This window comes from Vibrio cortegadensis, from assembly GCF_024347395.1.
Classification (GTDB): Bacteria; Pseudomonadota; Gammaproteobacteria; order Enterobacterales; family Vibrionaceae; genus Vibrio; species Vibrio cortegadensis.
Genome location: NZ_AP025473.1, coordinates 897967 through 917324 on the forward strand (window position 1 = coordinate 897967; position 19358 = coordinate 917324).

Consider the following 19358-nt stretch of genomic DNA (forward strand, 5'->3'; position numbering starts at 1 on the left):
GAGGAAGTGAATTGCCGTCCGCTGTGTAGTACTACAGAAATAGATCGGTGGAATAATTTAAACTGAATTCAAGAAAAGGGAGTGGTGTCGATTATTCTTGGTGATTAGTTACGTGTCTTGCAGATATAAAAAAAGCCTTTGATAATCAAAGGCTTTTTTCGAAATGTGGTGGAGGGATAGGGATTTGAACCCTAGAACCGCTATTAACGGTTGCCGGTTTTCAAGACCGGTGCTTTCGACCACTCAGCCATCCCTCCGTTTCGTGGCGTATAATATGTATTGGCACGAACCTTGTAAAGAAAAAAATGAAGAAAATTATTTATTTGCTGTTATTTTAGCCGTTATATGCATTAAGGCTGATTTTTATGGTGCTTGCCTATTTTATTCATCATATCAATGGTTTTTTGAGTAAATGCTCAGCTTAGTGAAATCTAATAAAATAATGTTTTATTGGCAAGTTGTTGAAATTATTTGTTTTATGCTGTTAAGAGTACGCGTGTTAGCTCGAAAGTGTTTGCACGAAACTGTGAAGTGTTTCAAAATTAAAGAGTAATAGTTAGTGTTCTTGGGTGAGACTGAGGTTTTTTATGAAAGTCGCAAATATTTTTAAACATCGTGGAGAGAGCTGGTCTGCACAGCACTCTGAATTCATGCAATGGATGTCCCCTGCATTACGTGAGTACTGGGGAGAGTTTCTGAATAAAACTCAAAACAGTCATTTTTTCTCATGGGTGAGAGATCATCAGCTACCTGCTGTTAATGAAGAAGCTCCGGCTCCTGAGCCTATTGAGTTAAAACCAGAAGCCCAAGAAGTATATGATCAACTATTAACTCAGGTTGGTGAAGTTATCCATGTGGGTAACTGGTTGCCAGTGGACCAAAACCGTATTAATCAGTTTGGTCAGATAACTGAAGATAATCAGTGGATCCATACGGATCCAGAAAAAGCAGCGACAGATTCACCATTTAAAACCACTATTGCACACGGCTTTCTCACTTTAGCGTTACTCCCTAAGCTGACTGATAGTGTAGACGAATCAAATTCAATGTTCCCAACGGCAAAAATGGTCGTAAACATAGGGTTGAATCAAGTACGTTTTCCATATCCGGTAAAATCTGGAAATAATGTTCGAGCGAAGAGCACACTACTAAAAGTGACACCGATTAAAAAAGGTCTTGAGATTGAACGTGAAATTCGCGTTGAGATTGAAGGAATTCGTAGACCTGGTTGTGTCGTGACCTCAGTGATTCAATTGCACTTCTAAACCGTGACGATTTTGAATAAAAAAAGAGAGAGCATTTGCTCTCTCTTTTTGTTAATGCTTAACAGGAGTGTATCCATACTCTTTGATTAACGCCTGTCCGCGAGGCGACTTTATGAACTCAATAAATTGAGAGGACTCTTTCGTTAATGAGTCTTTTTTATGTAATAACAAAAAAGGTCGCGATAGTCCGTAATGGGCCTTTGCGATGTTTTGAGAAGTAGGCTTAACACCTGCAAAGTTGATCGTTTTTACGGATTGATCAATGGACCCTTTTGAAATAAAACCAATTGCGTGCGGGTTATGGTTAACGATTGTTTTAACCATACTGTTGCTGTTCACGACTAAATTGTTTGGATTTATATCAGATACTAAACGATGGTTGACGATTTTTGTTAAACCTAAAAGGCTCTCAAAACTGTATCTTGAACCGGATGAAGGCTCACGAGTGACCACTGCAATTGGCTTATTCTCCCCACCGACTTCTTTCCAATTTGTAATTTTTCCTTTGTAAATATCGTATAACTGCTCCCTGGTCAGATTGCCAATCGAGTTAGTACGATTCACGACCAATGCAAGCCCATCATAAGCAATGGGAAACACGTCCATATCCGCTTCTTGTTCGCGTTCGGTAAGGTAACGGGAGCTCATCCCTATATCGGTAACCTCTTTTTTTACCATTGTAATTCCAGCAGTCGAACCAATTCCTTGAACCGCGATATAAGAATTTGGGTGGCTTGCGTTATATTTCTCGGCAAGCACATCCATCAATCGTGCAACAGACGTTGATCCCGATATATTCGTTTCTTGTGCAAATGCATTAGAAGTGAGTAGGCAAGCAGACAGGAGAGTGGCAATTGCGACTCGTAACATAAATAACTCCATATGGTATGTTTAAGCTCACAGCATCATATGAGGTTCTGGTTACAGTTTTGTGAATAGGATAAATGGTATTATAAAGATTGAGGGCCTAGACTTGTGCTAGGGAGGTCTACTTGGGTTCTTATTCACCGCTTTAAGAAATGTTTTATTGCCTAAGGAGGTTTGAATGGCAGTTATTGAGATGGATATGCATCGCCTCGAACGAAGTGCGACACAACTCTGTCATGAGCGTAATAGTAATCATCCTGTGGAGTTAGGAAAGTCTCTATTTGAAACATGTGATAATGGAGTACAGTTCTCTAAAGCTCATTATTTACTCGACTCTAGCCATTGTGAATATATAAGCCCTGTTGCCAAAATTGAATTTGATAACCAAACCCGAAGGTGGTCTATTTTCGTTCCACAGCATAGTGGAGAGAGACTGATATGGATCCCTTATCCCTATTTGCCTTCAAGTACTGACTTGGTGGCAGTGTTGAAAGAGATAGAAAGGGATCCTAAAGCTTACATTTGGTAAGTCGTGTATGGTTAGGCTTCTACGGTTGATTTTGCCCTAAACTCTTTTGGTGTGCATTCTTGTAAACTCTTGAATACAGTACTAAAGTGGGCTGCACTTTTAAAACCAGAATCATACGCAATTTGAGTGATTGATTTTGAACAGTTTCTTAGCTGATTAGAGGCGTGATTAATTCTCTTTATTTTGAGTAGATTTGAAAACGAAAGCTCTTCGGCTGCGAGCCTGCGTTTTAATGTGGCCGTTGACATTCCAATATGCAAAGCGAGAGAGTCAAGTGAGATATCATTCTCTATATTGTTGTCTATGTAGTTGATGACCTTCTGGGTGACAGTAAGCTCTGAAGCCGTGACCACAGTACTAAATAGTGATGGATACTTTTCTAACATCATCGCGAGAAGTGCAAACGCGATATGTGATTGAGCAAAGCGATTAAATGAAGCACTGTTGTGAGTATCGATCAAAAAAGTGAGTAGTTTAAAAATTTTGGTGTCGGATTGATCGAACTTGTACAGTTTATTAGAGTTAGAGATAAAGTTGATATCATCATAATGTTGCCTAAATTCTTGAAATAGACTGATATCAAAATTGATTGATTCTGCGACGAAGTTGTCTCCATTTATCTCTTTATTCGCACTATAAAACTCCCCCGAGCTGTATAGCACAAATTCCCCAGCCTCAAGTTTCCCCTTCTTCCCGTTTGGGTAGCTAAAATGCATTGTTCCTTGTCTGACGATAAAAATGCCATTTCTGGGCGCTGGGTAACGCTCCGTTTTCCTTTGTTCTAAATTTGATAACTTTATGATATCGATGATGGGCATTGATTACCTCAAATGCAGACCTAAGCCGCGATTGTCAATATAAAACAGATTTTGCGTTTAATTGTGACAAAAAAAGGCGCTCATAATGTGAGCGCCTATCTAAGAGGTTGAATTAATTATGTTTTAGTTTCATCAGTCTCTGAGGGCTGCTCTGCAAAAACTTGAGTTGGTTTTGCGACCAGGTTTCTATTCTCTAGGTTGACTTCTGTTAAAACAACTTCTAATTCGTCACCTGTTCTATATACCACTTCTTTATCAATACAAATAGTACCGTCGTCACTATTACAGCTAATTCTTTCTTTATTATCAATAATAAGAGAGCCAGGTATGAAAGCTGCGGCTCCATTTTCGATTAGGCGGATTCTCATGCCTGCTCGGTTAATGTCAAAAATCTCTGCTTTGAAACGCGTTTCCTTAGCTGGCTCAGCACATAAAGTACGTGCATATAGCCAATCACCGACATTTCGCTCTGCCATATTATGGTGGCGACGGTGCAACGCTAGCTCTTCACCCACCGACTCATCTGCCGTCTGTATTGGGTCTTTACCTAGAATGTGCGCTTTCAACATTCGATGGTTGATCATGTCACCATATTTACGTATTGGTGATGTCCACGTCGCGTAAATGTCTAGGCCCATGGCATAGTGAGGAAGAGGTTGATTGCCAATTTCACTGTATGCTTGGTACTTACGGATACGGTTATCGTAATAGTTGGTGTCTAACGTGCCTAACCAACGACGTAAGCTTGCAAATCCTTCTAATGTTGTTATTGATTCTTCTGTGTATGCGTCTTCAGATTGAGGATTGACTAGCTCTAATACATCCTTTAGCTTTTCCGGCTTGAAACCAGCATGAGTGTTAAATACGCCATTGCCAAAAGTGTTCTTAAGGATAGTCCCCGCACAAATATTAGCGGTGATCATCGACTCTTCAACTAATCGATTTGCAGAGCGGCGCATATCGGCATGAATCGCAATCACATCGTTGTCTTCACTCAATTCAAAGCGGTAATCCGGGCGATCTGGGAATACGACAGCATTGTTCTTACGCCAATCTGCACGTGCAAGTGAGAAATCATAAAGATCTTTAACAACGGTAGCGATTTGCTCTTCAGGTTGCCATTCCTCTGATTTCCCGTTTTCAAGCCAGTTCGATACATGATCATATACAAGACGAGCATGAGATTTGATGTTCGCAGCGAAGAATTTGATATCGTCACCGATAACGCCATCTTTGCTTACTGTGACGGTACAACAGAGGGCAGGGCGAACTTCGTTCTCGATCAGTGAACATAAGTCATCAGCAAGATCGCGCGGTAACATCGGGATATTACGACCAGGTAAGTAGATAGTGAAGCCGCGTTCACGGGCAACTTTATCCATCTCATCTTCTGGTGATATATAGGCGGTTGGATCGGCGATCGCAATAGTCAGTTCAAAATCGCCAGATTCTGTTTTCTTTGCGTATAGCGCATCATCCATATCTTTAGTAGAAGCACCATCGATGGTCACTAAAGGCAAATCGGTGAGGTCAACGCGTTCTAGATCGGCATCATCATTGACTTGCCAGTTGTCGATACCTTCAGGCTCGCTATTTGGAAGATCATTCTGTGCAAGAGTGACCCACCATGGTGCGATTTTATCATCCGCATCTGTGATTTTTTCTGAAATTTCAGCTAGGAAGTTATCGTTTCCCTTTAAAGGGTGATGAATAAGGTGAGCAACGACCCAGTCGCCTTCTTTCAATAGTTCAGGATTCAGCCCTTTCTTTGCTTTTGCTTTTAATTGAAGCTTTTTCAGCTGAGGGTGATCTGGAATTAAGTTTAAACGCCCTTTGAATAGTTTCACGCGAGCAATGAAACGTGTCAGCCCTTGCTCTATTAGTTCTTCAGGCTCTGCAACTTCACGCTCTTTCTCGGTACGAATGATCGCAACAACTTTGTCGCCATGAGTACACTTTTTCATATATGGCGGCGGAATAAAAAAGCTTGTTTTGCTGTCGACTTCTAAAAAGCCGAAACCTTTTTCTGTTGCTTTAATTGTCCCCTCTTTTTTAGGAAGGGTCTCTTGGATTTGCTGCTTTAGCTGAGCTAATAGAGGATTATCTTGAAACATACTGTCTTTTTTCAAACGAATGTGATTAAGCACACTATAATCATTGCGAGGAATGATTACTACTTAAAGCAAGCTTGGGAGATGAATAAAGTAGAACTTAGATTTCATACAAAGCTAGGCTGGTGTCTAAATATTCGACTAAATATGTCGAATAGATGATCACTTTATTCGTTAATGAGAAAAAATTGTGATGTATTTCAATTTTTTCTGGCTTTTTTTATGCGTTTAAGGAATAATCCGCCTCCCTTAGACGTCCCTAATGGCTTGATGCGTTTTTATTACTGTTTCGCAACTGAACGGAATCAGTATCTGATTGGATCAGTATTGAATTGGTAGAGCACCTGGGACCTTTTGTTTTAATTTATATAGTGGGATCCCAATGTCCGAATCTGTAATTCAATTTAATGAATTAGCTCTTAACGAAAATGTCCTTTCAGCTCTAAACAGCATGGGTTTCGTTTCTCCTACACCAATCCAAGCGGCTGCTATTCCTCTTCTTCTAGAAGGCCGTGATGCGTTAGGTAAAGCACAAACAGGTACTGGTAAAACAGCTGCATTCTCTTTACCAATCCTGAACAAAATTAATCTTAACCAACACAAACCACAAGCAATCATCATGGCTCCTACTCGTGAGCTAGCGATTCAAGTTGCTGCAGAAATCAAAAACCTTGGCCGTGACATTAAAGGTCTTAAAGTTCTTGAAATCTACGGTGGTGCTTCAATTGTTGACCAAATGCGTGCTCTAAGCCGCGGTGCTCACATTGTTGTTGGTACTCCAGGTCGTGTTAAAGACTTACTAACTCGTGACCGTCTACACCTAGATGAAGCGCATACATTTGTTCTTGATGAAGCAGATGAAATGCTAAAAATGGGTTTCGTTGATGACGTTACTTGGATTTTAGAGCAAGCTCCAGAATCAGCACAACGCGTACTATTCTCTGCAACTATGCCTCCAATGGTTAAAACTATTGTTGACCGTTACCTACGTAACCCAGCTCGTGTTGACGTTGCTGGTACAAACCACACTGTTGATAAAGTGGCGCAAAACTACTGGGTAGTGAAAGGCGTAGAGAAAGATGAAGCAATGGCTCGTCTTCTTGAAACTGAAGAAACTGATGCATCAATCGTATTCGTTCGTACTCGTCAAGATACTGAACGTCTAGCGGATTGGTTATCTGCTCGTGGTTTTAAAGCTGCAGCACTACACGGTGATATTCCTCAGTCTCTACGTGAGCGCACTGTTGATCATATCAAAAAAGGTGTTATCGATATCCTAGTTGCAACTGACGTTGTAGCTCGTGGTCTTGATGTTCCGCGTATTACTCACGTATTCAACTACGATATTCCATTCGATGTTGAATCTTACATCCACCGTATTGGTCGTACTGGCCGTGCTGGACGTAAAGGTAAAGCGATTCTTCTTGTTCGCACAAACCAAATTCGTATGCTTCGCACTATCGAACGTGTTACTAAATCACAAATGGAAGAGATTCAACTTCCAGAACGTGATGCAGTTGCAGCGTCTCGTCTTGCTAAGCTAGGTACTGAGCTTGAAGCTGATAAAGAAAGCACTGCACTAGTAAACTTTGTTGAACTAGTAGAGAAACTACAAGCGTCTCTTGAAATTGATTCAACAACACTTGCTGCAATGCTTCTTAAGCGTCAACAAGGTAAACAGCCATTGTTCTACACTGGCCCAGATCCGATGATTGCTGCAATCGAGCGTGATAAAAACCGTCGTAAAGAGCGTCGTGACAATCCACGTGATAGCCGTGATGGCGGACGTGAAGGTGGTCGTGATTTCGGTGGCAACACTGCTGATTGGGATACTTACCAATTACAAGTTGGCCGTGAGCAAGGCGTTCAAGTTAAAGATATCGTTGGCGCATTAGCAAACGAACTTGGCTTAACTAAAGGTTCTATCGGTGCTATCAAGCTAGACCAAGGTCAAACTTACGTTCAGCTTCCTAAAGCAATGAACTCTGACACTGCTGGTAAACTACGCAAACTACGCATCCGTCAAAAAGATGTGGGTGCAGTTGTTGTAGATTTCACTGACTTCAGTCGTCCTCCTCGCCGTGATGGCGGTCAACGTCGCGATGGCGGTGGTCAACGTCGTGATGGTGGCGGTTACCGTGGTAATCGTGAAGGTGGTAATGGCGGAAACCGTGAAGGCGGCGGCTACCGTGGAAACCGTGAAGGTGGTTCTTCTTCTCGTGATGGCGAACGCCGTTTTGACCGTAACCGTGGTGGTGACAACCGTGGTAACTACCGTGGCGAACGTGGTCATGGAAATTCAGGCAATGGTGGTGCTGGTCACCGCGGTCGCCGCAATAACGAAGGTTAATTTAACCTGAGTAAGAAAAACCGAGCCTAGTGCTCGGTTTTTTTGTATTTAAAAGAAGGGCTTTCAATTAATTGCTTTTTACTGCGGTCGATAAGGTTTTGCCATATTCCGCATTGTGCTGTTGTGACCAGTTAATCGCATCTTGAATGGATAGTGCTGCGGAATAGTAGTGTCCTTGAATATAGTCGCATTTGAATGCGGTCAGTAAATGTAAGGTATCTGGATGTTCTATCCCTTCAGCAACCACGCTGTAACCAAGACCATGAGCAAGTGCAATCGTATTAACAACGATAGACTGGTTACGTTTATTTGTTATGATCTTTTGTATAAAGGAGCGATCTATTTTAATTTGATCGATGGGTAAATCTTTTAGTAGTGAAAGTGATGAATAGCCTGTGCCAAAATCATCTAGGCTAATGCTAAAACCAAGTTCTTTTATTTGAGAAATAATAAGTTCTAAATTCGCCATTTTACTTATTGCCGTACTCTCCGTTATTTCTAAAACCAAATATTGGGCAATCGTTGGTGTACGTTGAACAAGGTCGGTTAATAGTTTGGTGATTGTATTACCTAGTACGTCTTTACCCGATAAATTGACATGAACTGGGTAATACAGCCCTTGATTTTGAAATTTGATAATATCTAATTCAACTTGCTTTAATACCCACTGGGTAATTTGAGTGATCTTGTTACTTTGTTCTGCAATATGAATAAAAACTGAAGAATTTATTTGTTCGCCATTAGGTTGATTCCAACGGATTAAGGCTTCGTAACTGGCTACTAGTCCAGTTTCTGTTGAAATGATTGGCTGGTAAAATAGAACGAACTCATCATGATCTAAAGCAAGCTGCAATTGGCTGGCGATCTGCAGCTTACGTTTAGCGCCATGGCTCATTTCGGCTGTGTAGTTTGAAAGTAGTTTTCCTGCCTGTTTTGCATGGTACATTGCGATGTCTGCATGATTGATGAGAGTATCTGGAGTCTCGCCATCTTTAGGATATTGGCTTGCCCCAAATACCGCACTTGAGGCGATTTCAAAACCATCAATACTGAAAGGGCGACGCAAATTCATATCAATTAAATTGATTAAAGTTAAAATTTCATTGTGTGACATTTTATTGATCACAAGGACAAATTCATCTCCACCTATCCTTGCCATGAAATCATCATCAGAAAGTAGTTCAGAAATTCGTTGGCCTATTTTAATCAGTAACCTATCGCCACAAGCATGTCCCATCGCATCGTTCACTTGTTTAAAGTTGACCACATCGAGCAGTAACGTGGTAAACCCTGTTTGTACTTTAATCTTCCTATTAATTGTTTCCATGCAGTATTGTCGATTTGGCAAAGAGGTCAGAGAATCGTGTAGTGCATTAAATCGCTCGCGCTCGACTAAAGAATCAAGTTCTTTGATCGTTGTCGAACTGAAGTGGATGACCATCACTACAAAAATGCTGCCGCCGAAAAGAATAAGTGAAAGTCCGGTGATGAGTAGGGTGGGAGCTTGATTTAGTAAACTGTACAAGAACAGAGAGTAGCCAATGATAAATGCTCTGATCAAATTACAGAGTAGATTCCAACCATGTTGATTGGTGGTCTCTTTTATCTGTTGTGCAGGTGTTAGTGCCCAAATCAAAAGAGCGATCCCAATAGTAACCAGTAACATAGAAAAAAAGGGCAAAGTTATACTCCATCCTAATTAAAAGCAGATTAGCAGCCATTTTTCGTTAAAATTTAATCTTGTTATAAAGTTGTTAGTTGCAACATTAGTTTAGGTGGGGAATTCAAAAAAATCTGCAAGATTCAACTATATGAATCAGGTTAATTATATTTTTAAGCTCGAATAAAATCAAAAACTGTCCTAGATCAACAAAAAAGCGTTTCGCATGCTATTCCTTCTAAAAGAAAGTTGAAAGATTCAAAAATTATTGAATAATGGATTCATACAAACATGAAGCAATTGCTTCACAATTCAGTCTAAAACAGGGTGCATATACAAATGTCTAATTCGTTTGTTCTGGTTATAAACTCAGGTAGTTCGTCTCTGAAATTTGCCGTTATTGATTCAGCTTCGGGTGATGCTGTATTAAGTGGACTTGGTGAGTGTTTCGGGCTAGAAGATGCTCGCATGAACTGGAAATTCCAAGGTGAAAAATTTGATTTCGCTATTCAAGGCACAGAGAATCACCATCAACTTGCAGTCGCAAAATTAGTTGAGTTAGTAAAAGAGTACAAATTAATTGAAGATGTTGTTGCTGTAGGCCACCGAGTGGTTCACGGCGGTGAGAAGTTTACTAAAACCGTTCGTTTAGATGAGTCTATTGTTGCAGACGTAGAAGCTCTAAGTGATTTAGCCCCTCTACATAACCTTGCTCATGCAATTGGTATGCGTGCTTCTATGGCTGCATTCCCAGAGCTCCCTCAGTTTGCTGTGTTTGATACTGCTTTCCACCAAACTATGCCTGCAAAAGCGTACACTGGTGCTATTGCGAAAGAGCTTTACACAGATTTCGGTATTCGTCGTTACGGTTTCCACGGTACTAGCCACTACTACGTAAGCCGTGAAGCAGCAAAAATGCTTAATAAACCAGTTGAAGAGAGCAGCTTTGTTTCTGTTCACCTAGGTAATGGTGCTTCTGTTTGTGCAATTAAAGATGGTCAAAGTGTTGATACCAGCATGGGCTTCACTCCTCTGTCTGGTCTAATGATGGGAACTCGCTGCGGTGATTTAGACCCAGGCATCATTGAGTACTTGATGAAGAAAGGCTGGTCTCAAGAGAAAGTCTTTGAAGCATTGAACAAGAAATCAGGTTTCTTAGGCGTGTCTGGCTTAACAAGTGACGCTCGTGGCATTCTTGAAGCGATGGAAGAAGGCCATGAAGGCGCTAAGCTTGCATTCCAAGTATTCACTTACCGTGTAGCAAAATACATTGCTTCTTACATGGTCGCTTTGGATTCTATTGATGGCATCATCTTCACAGGTGGCATTGGTGAGAACTCACTGCCAATTCGTCGTGAAATTCTTAATAGCCTTAAATTACTAGGCTTTACAGAAGATGAGAAAGGCAACGAAGCGGCTCGATTCGGTGCGGCTGGTATCGTCGGCAAGTCTGAGATGCTAGGTGCTGTCGCAATGGTGATTCCAACCAACGAAGAATTCGTGATTGCTCAACAATCGATTGAATTGCTGTAATAGAGCTTAAAAAATAATAGTGAAAAGCGAGCCTAGTGCTCGCTTTTTTGTTTTGGACGTTCAAGTACATAATGATAGCGCTAGACGTTTTTTGACCAAATGCGTCATTATCGTATCGGTATAAGTTTCCCATCAATGATCTCATTCTCAATCATCTGAGCGATGGCTACCGAATTACTCAATTTATCCCTAAAGCTGAAATGGATGCATTTTTAGCCGCCCTTAGACCCATCTGATACCCAGCTTCAAGTTTGTTGTTATTTGTCGTTAATCTTCCTACAGCAAAGTTATCATCTGGAGTTATAACATTAATGGTGCAATCTTGAGGTGGGTTATTAATAAACGCTAAGGTTTGGTTGTAATGGTCGGCTCGGTTGATCATTGCTTCAGCGAGATGAGGTTGCCTTTCATTTATGGCAATCGAGACTTTCTATTGAGTAATTTGTGATAAAGCATTGACCTTACCCTAGGGGGAATGTTTAAAATCCAATCATTACTCTGATAGGTATGATATGAAACACTCACTTAAACACATATGGATCACGATGTTCAGTATCTTTGCGATGCTGATGTCTAACTATGTGTCGAGTGCGCCAGTCATGACGATGAGTGATATGAAAAGCCAAGCGATGACCACGCTTGTTCAACCTACGCACCATGCTCAAACGCGAACAAGTACCGAAACTACCTCAACCAATCATCACACCAATCCGATTAAAACAAATTGTCATTCGATGAGTAGCAATACTCCGACAGTTGATGCAGGTGCAGAAGCATCTTCAACCATGATGCATTGCGGAGATTCAGAATCGAATGTTGATGATTGCTGTGTGTCGGTCTGTTCGAGTGTGTCTTATCCCATCGATCCGTCTTATGGCGTTAAAATCGTGTCATCATCTCTGGCACTACACCATACTTTCAAGATTGGTGATAAAGTGACGCGTATCCAAGGCTTGCTCCGCCCACCTTCCGCTTAATTCAATATCAGTACATTTAGCTCTCAAGTCTAACCATTACTTTGCTTGGTTACTTGGGGTATCCATAACACTATATCGTGGATAACATAGTGAATATTGAATTTTATAGATTAGGTTTACCTAAAACCTGCTGCTTAACGATCGTCGTTGCTGTATCTGCAATTCCGGCTATTTCTAATGCGGCAACACAAACGGTTTCGCCATCTAAAGTTGCATCAACTAAGCAACTCAATTGGCTGATTGAGACGGCATTGGCTAATGATCCCAGTCGGTCGCAATATGCAGCGCAGTCACAAGCCATTCGAGCATCAGGCATTGCCAGTGCTACCTTAATGGATCCAAAACTTAAAGTCGGATTTGGTGGTTTGCCTGTTGAATCGTTTAAGTTTGATGATGATCCAATGACCAATATCTCAGTTGGGTTGATGCAGCAGTTTGAACGCGGGTCGACTCTCGAACTCAAACAACGTAAAGCCAATCAGCAGGCTGACGGTGCCGCTTATCAAATCCAAGTACGTGAACGTGATGTGGCAAATAATGTCACGCAGCTGTGGTTAGAGCTTGGTTACCTCCAGCATGTTGAAGTTTTGGTTAAAGAGACTCGAAGTCTGATGGCAGAGATGGAGCAGTATGTCCAAACCAACTATTCTATTGGAAAAAGCGAAGCTCAAGACCTACTGAATACCCAGCTCCAGGTGAGCAAGCTTGATGAAAAACTTCACTCAAATCAGCAAATGCAAGCCAGAGTGATGGCCCAACTTTCAGAATGGTTAGGAGCGGATTGGCTGAGTGCAGAAACGTCAAAGCAAGCGAGCTTCCAGTTAAATTGGCAACGTTTGAGTTCAACCTTAAAGGCTCATCCTACTAATAATCAGTATTACGCTTTGCTTAATGGCCACCCAATGGCTCGAATGGCAGACGCAAATATCTCGGCAATTCGTACTCAAGTTGAGGTTGCGGAACAGGCTTATCGTCCTCAATTTGGTGTGGAAGTGATGTATGCCTATCGCCAAGCTTACAACATGATGGGCGATCCCGCTTCTGATTTACTTAGCGCCTATATCACGATGGACATCCCTTTGTTCACCGGTAATCGACAAGATAAGAACCTTTCCTCAGCTCAGTATCAAGTTGGGGCTGCCCAATATCAGAAGGATACTCTTCTCGCTCAGTTGAACGCACAAGTCAATGCACTCGTGACCGATAGAGTGAATTTAGAGGAGCGAATCAAGCGTTATCAAGACCGCCTATTGCCACAAGTCACCGATCGAATCGAAGCTGTTGAGCGAGGTTATCAAAATAATACAACTCAGTTTGGTGATGTGATTACAGCTTCGACTGATGAATTAGCCTTGAAGATCGAGCTGAGTCGCTTAGTTACCGATTTTAATCAAACCAGCAGCAAGCTTGCTTCTTTACTTGGTGCTTTCGAGTACCAAGTCAGCACGCCAAATACCCAATATCTAGAAGAATAAAAAGGGAACGAAAATGAAAACGATTAAAGTTGCAAGCATGGCGTTACTCATTGGTGGCGTATTAGGTTACGGCGCAAGCCTCTTTCACTCAGGAATGAACGACAAAATGGCGAGTTCAGAAGACGTTACTGGTAGTGATGAACCGTTATATTGGGCAGCTCCGATGGATCCAAATTACAGACGAGATAAGCCTGGTAAGTCACCGATGGGGATGGACCTTATACCAGTATATGCAGAGGCCCTTAATGGTGAGAATGATAAACCAGGAACAGTGAGGATTGATCCTGCGGTTGAGAATAACCTCGGTGTTAAGACGGCAAGAGTCCAGCGTGAAGTATTAGCCCCTCGTATCGAAACGGTGGGTTATATCGCTTTTGATGACAGTCAATTATGGCAAACCAATGTTCGTGTATCTGGTTGGGTAGAGAAGCTCTTTATTAATGCGGTAGGTGAGAGAGTAAAACAGGGTGAAGTGCTATTTACACTCTACTCGCCTGAATTGGTTAAAGCCCAAGAAGAGCTTATCAGTGCATACAAAACAAACCGAAAAGGCATGGTTAAAGGAGCGACAGAGCGCTTAATTACGTTAGGTGTGGACTGGAACCAAATTAAGTCGATAGTTCGTAAGGGGGAAGCTTCTCAAACCATTGAGGTAAAAGCACCTGCCGATGGTGTTATAGCAAGCTTGAACATTCGAGAAGGGGGTTATCTTTCTCCGGCACAAGCCGTCATTAGTGCTGGGCCATTGGATGAAGTGTGGGTCAACGCGGAAGTTTTCGAGCGTCAATCCCATTGGATTAAGCAGGGCAGCCAAGCGTCAATGAACCTTGATGCATTACCTGGAGGTGAGTGGAGTGGGGAAGTGGATTATGTCTACCCGATCTTAGATCCAAGCACTCGTACTTTACGTGTACGTCTGCGCTTTAGTAATTCAGAAGGTAAGCTAAAACCCAATATGTTTGCAAACGTGGTCCTAAAACCGGTTACTAGCGATGCAGTCTTAACGATTCCTCGTTCATCTGTTATTCGGTCTGGCGGCATGGCCCGAGTGGTGTTAGCGGAAGGGGATGGCAAGTATCGATCTGTACGAATCGAAGTGGGAAGAGAAGCGTCGGACAAAATAGAAGTCTTACAAGGCTTAGCTGCGGGGGACAGCATCGTTACCTCTGCACACTTCATGCTGGATTCAGAGTCTAGTCAGTCTGCGGAATTATCACGCATCAATGGTGTGAAAATTCCTGCTGAAACGGCTTGGGCAAAAGGGACAATCACCGATGTGATGGCGGGTCATCGCATGCTTACTATCAATCATCAACCTGTACCTGATTGGGACTGGCCCGGAATGGTGATGAACTTTAACGTAGCAGATAGCGTAGCGTTTGATTCATTTGTTGCAGGGCAGCATTTGGAGTTTGAGATGCAAAAGGCCGCATCGGGTCAGTATGAAATAGTCGATTACAAGATCAGTGAATCTTTAATGGCTTCTGAAGTTTGGATTAACGGTGACATTACCATGCTGATGGCTGATTTCGGCATGATAACCCTTAATCATCAACCAGTACCAGAATGGGATTGGGACGCTGGAGAGATGAACTTCTCTGTTGGAGATGAGGTGAATTTAGTTGATTTTGAAGAAGGTCAAAGCGTTCGTTTTTTAGTTGAAAATCAAGGTTCAGAGTATCTATTGAAAGGACTAGAAATAAGCGAGGGTGAACAATGATAAATGCCATCATTCGTTGGTCTATCAGTAACCGATTTCTGGTTCTGGTGGCAACAATCGCACTTATTTTGGGCGGGTTATACAGCGTAAAGAATACTCCTGTCGATGCGATCCCCGATCTTTCTGATGTTCAAGTGATCATAAAAACAAGCTATCCGGGGCAGGCTCCTCAGGTTGTTGAAGACCAAGTCACCTATCCGCTGACGACTGCGATGCTTGCTGTACCTGGTGCCGAGACGGTGCGTGGATACTCATTTTTTGGAGATTCTTACGTCTACATTATCTTCAACGATGATACTGATATGTATTGGGCAAGATCTCGTGTTCTTGAATATCTAAGCCAAGTGGCACCAAAGCTTCCGCCAAGTGCAAAACCAACCTTGGGTCCCGATGCGACAGGTGTCGGTTGGGTATACAGCTATGTGTTACAAGACAAAACGGGACAGCATGACCTTGCGGAACTCCGTAGCTTGCAAGATTGGTTCTTAAAGTATGAGCTTCAAACGGTTGAAGGTGTGTCAGAGGTGGCAACGGTTGGTGGCATGGTTAAGCAGTACCAAGTGCAAATCGACCCGGCTAAATTACGCGCTTATGACCTGACTTTACAACAAGTCAATATGGCTATTCAAAATGGCAACCAAGAGAGTGGAGCTTCTGTTGTTGAGGTGGCTGAAGCGGAACACATGGTACGCACTACGGGTTATTTGTCTAGCATTGAAGATATTGAAGCGCTGCCGTTAAAAGTCACTCAACAAGGTACAGCTTTGTTACTGGGTGATATTGCTGATATCAACTTTGGACCGCAAATAAGACGTGGTATTTCAGAACTCAATGGCGAGGGAGAAGCTACTGGTGGTGTGATTGTTATGCGATTTGGTGAAAATGCCAGTGAAGTGATTACTAAGGTAAAGGCAAAGCTGTCCGAACTTCAACGAAGTTTACCTGAAGGCGTCGAAATTGTTCCGACTTACGACCGCTCCACATTAATTGATGCTGCCGTTGAGAACCTTTGGAAAAAGTTAGCAGAGGAATTCATGGTGGTTGCGATTGTATGTGCGTTGTTCTTATTCCACATCCGCTCATCATTGGTCATCGCTTTGAGTTTGCCTGTTGGTATCCTTTCGGCGTTCATCGTCATGCATTGGCAAGGTATCAATGCCAACATCATGTCTTTAGGCGGTATTGCAATTGCCATTGGTGCCATGGTAGATGGGGCTATTGTAATGATCGAGAATGTTCACAAGCATATCGAACGAACGCCACTGAACGATAAGAACCGTTGGCAAGTGATAGGTGATGCGGCTCAAGAGGTAGGGGCTCCACTATTTTTTTCTTTGCTGATCATTACGTTAAGCTTTGTACCCGTATTTGCTTTGGAAGGCCAAGAAGGAAAAATGTTCTCACCACTGGCATTTACTAAGACTTATGCAATGGCGGCTTCTGCGGGATTGGCGATTACCTTAGTTCCTGTATTGATGGGTTATTTCATTCGAGGAAACATATTGTCAGAGCATAAGAACCCAATCAATAAAGGGCTGATAGCTCTGTATAAACCGCTACTTAGCCTTAGCCTTAAGTATCCAAAGAGCATGATCCTACTTGCGCTTGCGCTGATGGGCTCAGCTTATTACCCAACCACCCAACTCGGCAGTGAGTTTATTCCACCGCTAGATGAGGGCGATCTTATGTACATGCCAACCACATACCCAGGTATATCGATTGGTAAAGCGAGAGAACTACTTCAGCAAACAAATAAGCTGATTATGACAGTACCAGAGGTGAAGACTGCATGGGGCAAGATAGGTCGCGCTGAAACCGCAACCGATCCAGCCCCACTGACCATGATTGAGACTGTTATTCAACTGAAACCAAAAGGCCAATGGCGAGACGGGGTGACTTCAGAGTCTTTACGTAAAGAGTTTGATGATTTAGTTCAGTTTCCAGGTTTAACCAATGCTTGGGTAATGCCAATTAAAACCCGGATCGACATGCTTGCGACTGGCATTAAAACGCCAATCGGTATCAAGATTGCGGGACCTGATCTTAAAATCATTGAGCAGATTGGGTCTGAGCTAGAGCCCATATTGAATAGCATTACAGGCACTGCATCGGTTTATGCAGAGCGTGTTGCTGGTGGCCGTTATGTCACGATTGACATAAACCGCCGAGCTGCGGCTCGTTATGGGCTGAGCATTAAAGAGATCCAACAAGTTGTTTCGACCGCAGTCGGTGGTATGAACGTGGGTGAAACGATTGAAGGTCTTGAGCGATACCCAATTAATGTTCGCTACCCGCAAGAATATCGTGATTCGGTTGAAAAACTGCAAAATTTACCCCTGATTACACCAAATGGTGCGCGTATAGCCTTGGCAGACGTAGCCGATATTCGCTATGAAGATGGCCCTCCGATGATAAAGACAGAGAATGCTCGCCCTAATGGTTGGGTGTTTGTGGATATTGATGGTCGAGACCTTGGTTCTTACGTAGAAGATGCGCGGAAAACGGTGGGTGATCAGCTTGATTTACCTGCGGGCTATTCAATTGCTTGGTCAGGTCAATACGAATACATGGAGCGAGCAAAGGAGCGCTTAGGTGTCGTTGTGCCAATCACCATCGCTATCATTATGCTACTCCTTTACCTGAGTTTTAGACGAGTCGGTGAAGTGATGATCATCATGCTCACGTTGCCACTAGCGATGGTTGGAGGGTTGTGGCTAATGCACTACCTTGGCTACAACTTCTCTATTGCTGTTGGTGTGGGTTTCATTGCGCTTGCAGGTGTCGCGGTAGAAATTGGAGTCATTATGCTGGTGTACCTCAACCAAGCTTGGCATTACACCAAACTCGATGCAAAAGAAAAAGGTTTAACACTACAAGAGAGAGACCTAACTCATTCGATTCGAGAGGGGGCAGGACTTCGAGTGCGTCCGGTCATGATGACGGTACTCACCGTCATTATTGGCCTTATTCCAATTATGTATGGTGAAGGTACGGGCTCTGAGGTGATGCAGCGTATTGCGGCTCCTATGATTGGCGGTATGGCATCAGCGTTACTGCTTACTTTACTGGTACTCCCAGCCATCTTTAAGCTTTGGAAGCAACGAGAACTGAGCAAGGTAAACGATTAAAGCTAAGTGGGTAGAAGCCATTGGTTTCTGCCCCTCTCTACATAGAAAATCAAAAAGATTAGATGACTTATTAAGGAAAATCGCATGAAAAAGACTCTACTAGCAGCACTGCTTACGATCACAACAACATACGCATTGGCTGATACTGACCACTCTACAATGGATCACGGAGCCATGAACCACGAAGAAATGAACAGTACCAAAGTGAACAGTACCGAGATGAACCACAGCAAGATGGACCATTCGATGATGAATATGGAAGGTATGTCAGAAGTGGGTATGCCAGCAAAAGGAGCAAAACCAGACAAAGTTGTTCATGTTCTACTCAACGATGATATGACGATTAAGTTTAAGAAAGAGGTGAAGATACAACCAAATGATGTGGTTCAGTTTGTTGTGATGAACCTTGGTAAGCAAGATCATGAATTTTCGATTGGTTCAGCGAAAGAGCAGTTAGCACATCGTAAGATGATGAAGTCTATGCCGCATCATAACCATGATTCGGGCAGTACCGTTACAGTCAAACCTGGCAAAGCAAAACAGTTACTCTGGCACTTTCATGGGGATAGCAATGTTGAATTTGCATGTAATATTCCTGAACATGCAGAGCAAGGGATGGTGAAAAAGATAACGCTACTTTAATATCGAAGGCAGCACGTTCTGCCTTTTATTCTTAACAAATGAGTGAGCATTTGGTATTCATGCTCACTCATTTTTTCTGCGCACCAGAACACTATCAATTCGCCTTGAGATCAATATCAGTCGTAAAGTCACATATTTAACATCTATAAATTCTCTGTTTCTTGCTCGAAATTCTGATAACTCGTTATGTTGCACCAGAGGTATAGCTTTTATCTATATCTTGTTTAAGTTTGGCTATTTTTCAGCGGTGAACACTTTTATTACTATGGGATAAAGCTTCAAG

Annotated in this window: 13 protein-coding genes, 1 tRNA gene and 1 pseudogene; 9 read left to right on the forward strand and 6 right to left on the reverse strand. The window is 42.4% G+C overall.

Going from position 1 to position 19358, the window contains the following annotated elements:
* Nucleotides 1-166 precede the first annotated feature (166 nt).
* Nucleotides 167-257: transfer RNA gene (locus OCV39_RS18285), tRNA-Ser, on the reverse strand.
* Between the two features lie 330 nt (nucleotides 258-587).
* Between OCV39_RS18285 and OCV39_RS18290 the strand changes: the two genes are divergently transcribed.
* The gene (locus OCV39_RS18290; protein WP_136995294.1) at nucleotides 588-1265 is read left to right on the forward strand and encodes a MaoC family dehydratase; all 678 of its coding nucleotides are present in this window, start codon (nucleotides 588-590) and stop codon (nucleotides 1263-1265) included.
* 51 nt (nucleotides 1266-1316) lie between these two features.
* Here OCV39_RS18290 and OCV39_RS18295 read toward each other — a convergent pair whose 3' ends face one another.
* Nucleotides 1317-2135: a phosphate ABC transporter substrate-binding protein gene (locus tag OCV39_RS18295; RefSeq protein WP_261889627.1), complete on the reverse strand. Its 819-nt coding sequence runs from the start codon at nucleotides 2133-2135 to the stop codon at nucleotides 1317-1319.
* A gap of 175 nt (nucleotides 2136-2310) precedes the next feature.
* Here OCV39_RS18295 and OCV39_RS18300 point away from each other — a divergent pair, with 175 nt between their 5' ends.
* The gene (locus OCV39_RS18300) at nucleotides 2311-2661 is read left to right on the forward strand and encodes a DUF3024 domain-containing protein (RefSeq protein ID WP_261889628.1); all 351 of its coding nucleotides are present in this window, start codon (nucleotides 2311-2313) and stop codon (nucleotides 2659-2661) included.
* Nucleotides 2662-2672: 11 nt separating this feature from the next.
* Here the strand turns inward: OCV39_RS18300 and OCV39_RS18305 are convergent, their stop codons facing one another.
* Nucleotides 2673-3479, reverse strand: coding sequence for an AraC family transcriptional regulator (locus OCV39_RS18305; RefSeq protein WP_261889629.1), 807 nt, complete (start codon nucleotides 3477-3479; stop codon nucleotides 2673-2675).
* A gap of 116 nt (nucleotides 3480-3595) precedes the next feature.
* The gene (rnb, locus tag OCV39_RS18310) at nucleotides 3596-5593 is read right to left on the reverse strand and encodes an exoribonuclease II (protein ID WP_261889630.1); all 1998 of its coding nucleotides are present in this window, start codon (nucleotides 5591-5593) and stop codon (nucleotides 3596-3598) included.
* Between the two features lie 317 nt (nucleotides 5594-5910).
* Here rnb and OCV39_RS18315 point away from each other — a divergent pair.
* A pseudogene (locus tag OCV39_RS18315) lies at nucleotides 5911-7940 on the forward strand (DEAD/DEAH box helicase).
* A 67-nt stretch (nucleotides 7941-8007) separates the two neighbouring features.
* Here OCV39_RS18315 and OCV39_RS18320 read toward each other — a convergent pair.
* Nucleotides 8008-9621 (reverse strand): putative bifunctional diguanylate cyclase/phosphodiesterase, encoded by a 1614-nt coding sequence (locus OCV39_RS18320; RefSeq protein WP_315973069.1) that lies wholly within the window; start codon nucleotides 9619-9621, stop codon nucleotides 8008-8010.
* Between the two features lie 318 nt (nucleotides 9622-9939).
* Between OCV39_RS18320 and OCV39_RS18325 the strand changes: the two genes are divergently transcribed.
* The gene (locus OCV39_RS18325) at nucleotides 9940-11133 is read left to right on the forward strand and encodes an acetate/propionate family kinase (protein WP_261889632.1); all 1194 of its coding nucleotides are present in this window, start codon (nucleotides 9940-9942) and stop codon (nucleotides 11131-11133) included.
* A gap of 178 nt (nucleotides 11134-11311) precedes the next feature.
* Here the strand turns inward: OCV39_RS18325 and OCV39_RS18330 are convergent, their stop codons facing one another.
* Nucleotides 11312-11554, reverse strand: a complete 243-nt coding sequence (locus tag OCV39_RS18330) for a DUF6363 domain-containing protein (protein WP_315973073.1) — start codon at nucleotides 11552-11554, stop codon at nucleotides 11312-11314.
* Nucleotides 11555-11645: 91 nt separating this feature from the next.
* Between OCV39_RS18330 and OCV39_RS18335 the strand changes: the two genes are divergently transcribed.
* From OCV39_RS18335 to copI, 5 genes are all read left to right on the forward strand, one after another.
* Complete coding sequence (locus OCV39_RS18335) at nucleotides 11646-12110, forward strand: hypothetical protein (RefSeq protein WP_171757399.1); 465 nt, start codon at nucleotides 11646-11648, stop codon at nucleotides 12108-12110.
* Nucleotides 12111-12199: 89 nt separating this feature from the next.
* On the forward strand, nucleotides 12200-13585 hold the full coding sequence (locus OCV39_RS18340; protein ID WP_390903255.1) for a TolC family protein: 1386 nt from the start codon (nucleotides 12200-12202) through the stop codon (nucleotides 13583-13585).
* A gap of 13 nt (nucleotides 13586-13598) precedes the next feature.
* Complete coding sequence (locus OCV39_RS18345; protein WP_261889633.1) at nucleotides 13599-15305, forward strand: efflux RND transporter periplasmic adaptor subunit; 1707 nt, start codon at nucleotides 13599-13601, stop codon at nucleotides 15303-15305.
* Nucleotides 15302-18433: an efflux RND transporter permease subunit gene (locus tag OCV39_RS18350; protein ID WP_136995301.1), complete on the forward strand. Its 3132-nt coding sequence runs from the start codon at nucleotides 15302-15304 to the stop codon at nucleotides 18431-18433. The genes OCV39_RS18345 and OCV39_RS18350 overlap by 4 nt, the downstream gene beginning before the upstream one ends.
* 84 nt (nucleotides 18434-18517) lie before the next feature.
* Complete coding sequence (copI, locus tag OCV39_RS18355; protein ID WP_017051893.1) at nucleotides 18518-19075, forward strand: copper-resistant cuproprotein CopI; 558 nt, start codon at nucleotides 18518-18520, stop codon at nucleotides 19073-19075.
* Nucleotides 19076-19358: the final 283 nt, after the last annotated feature.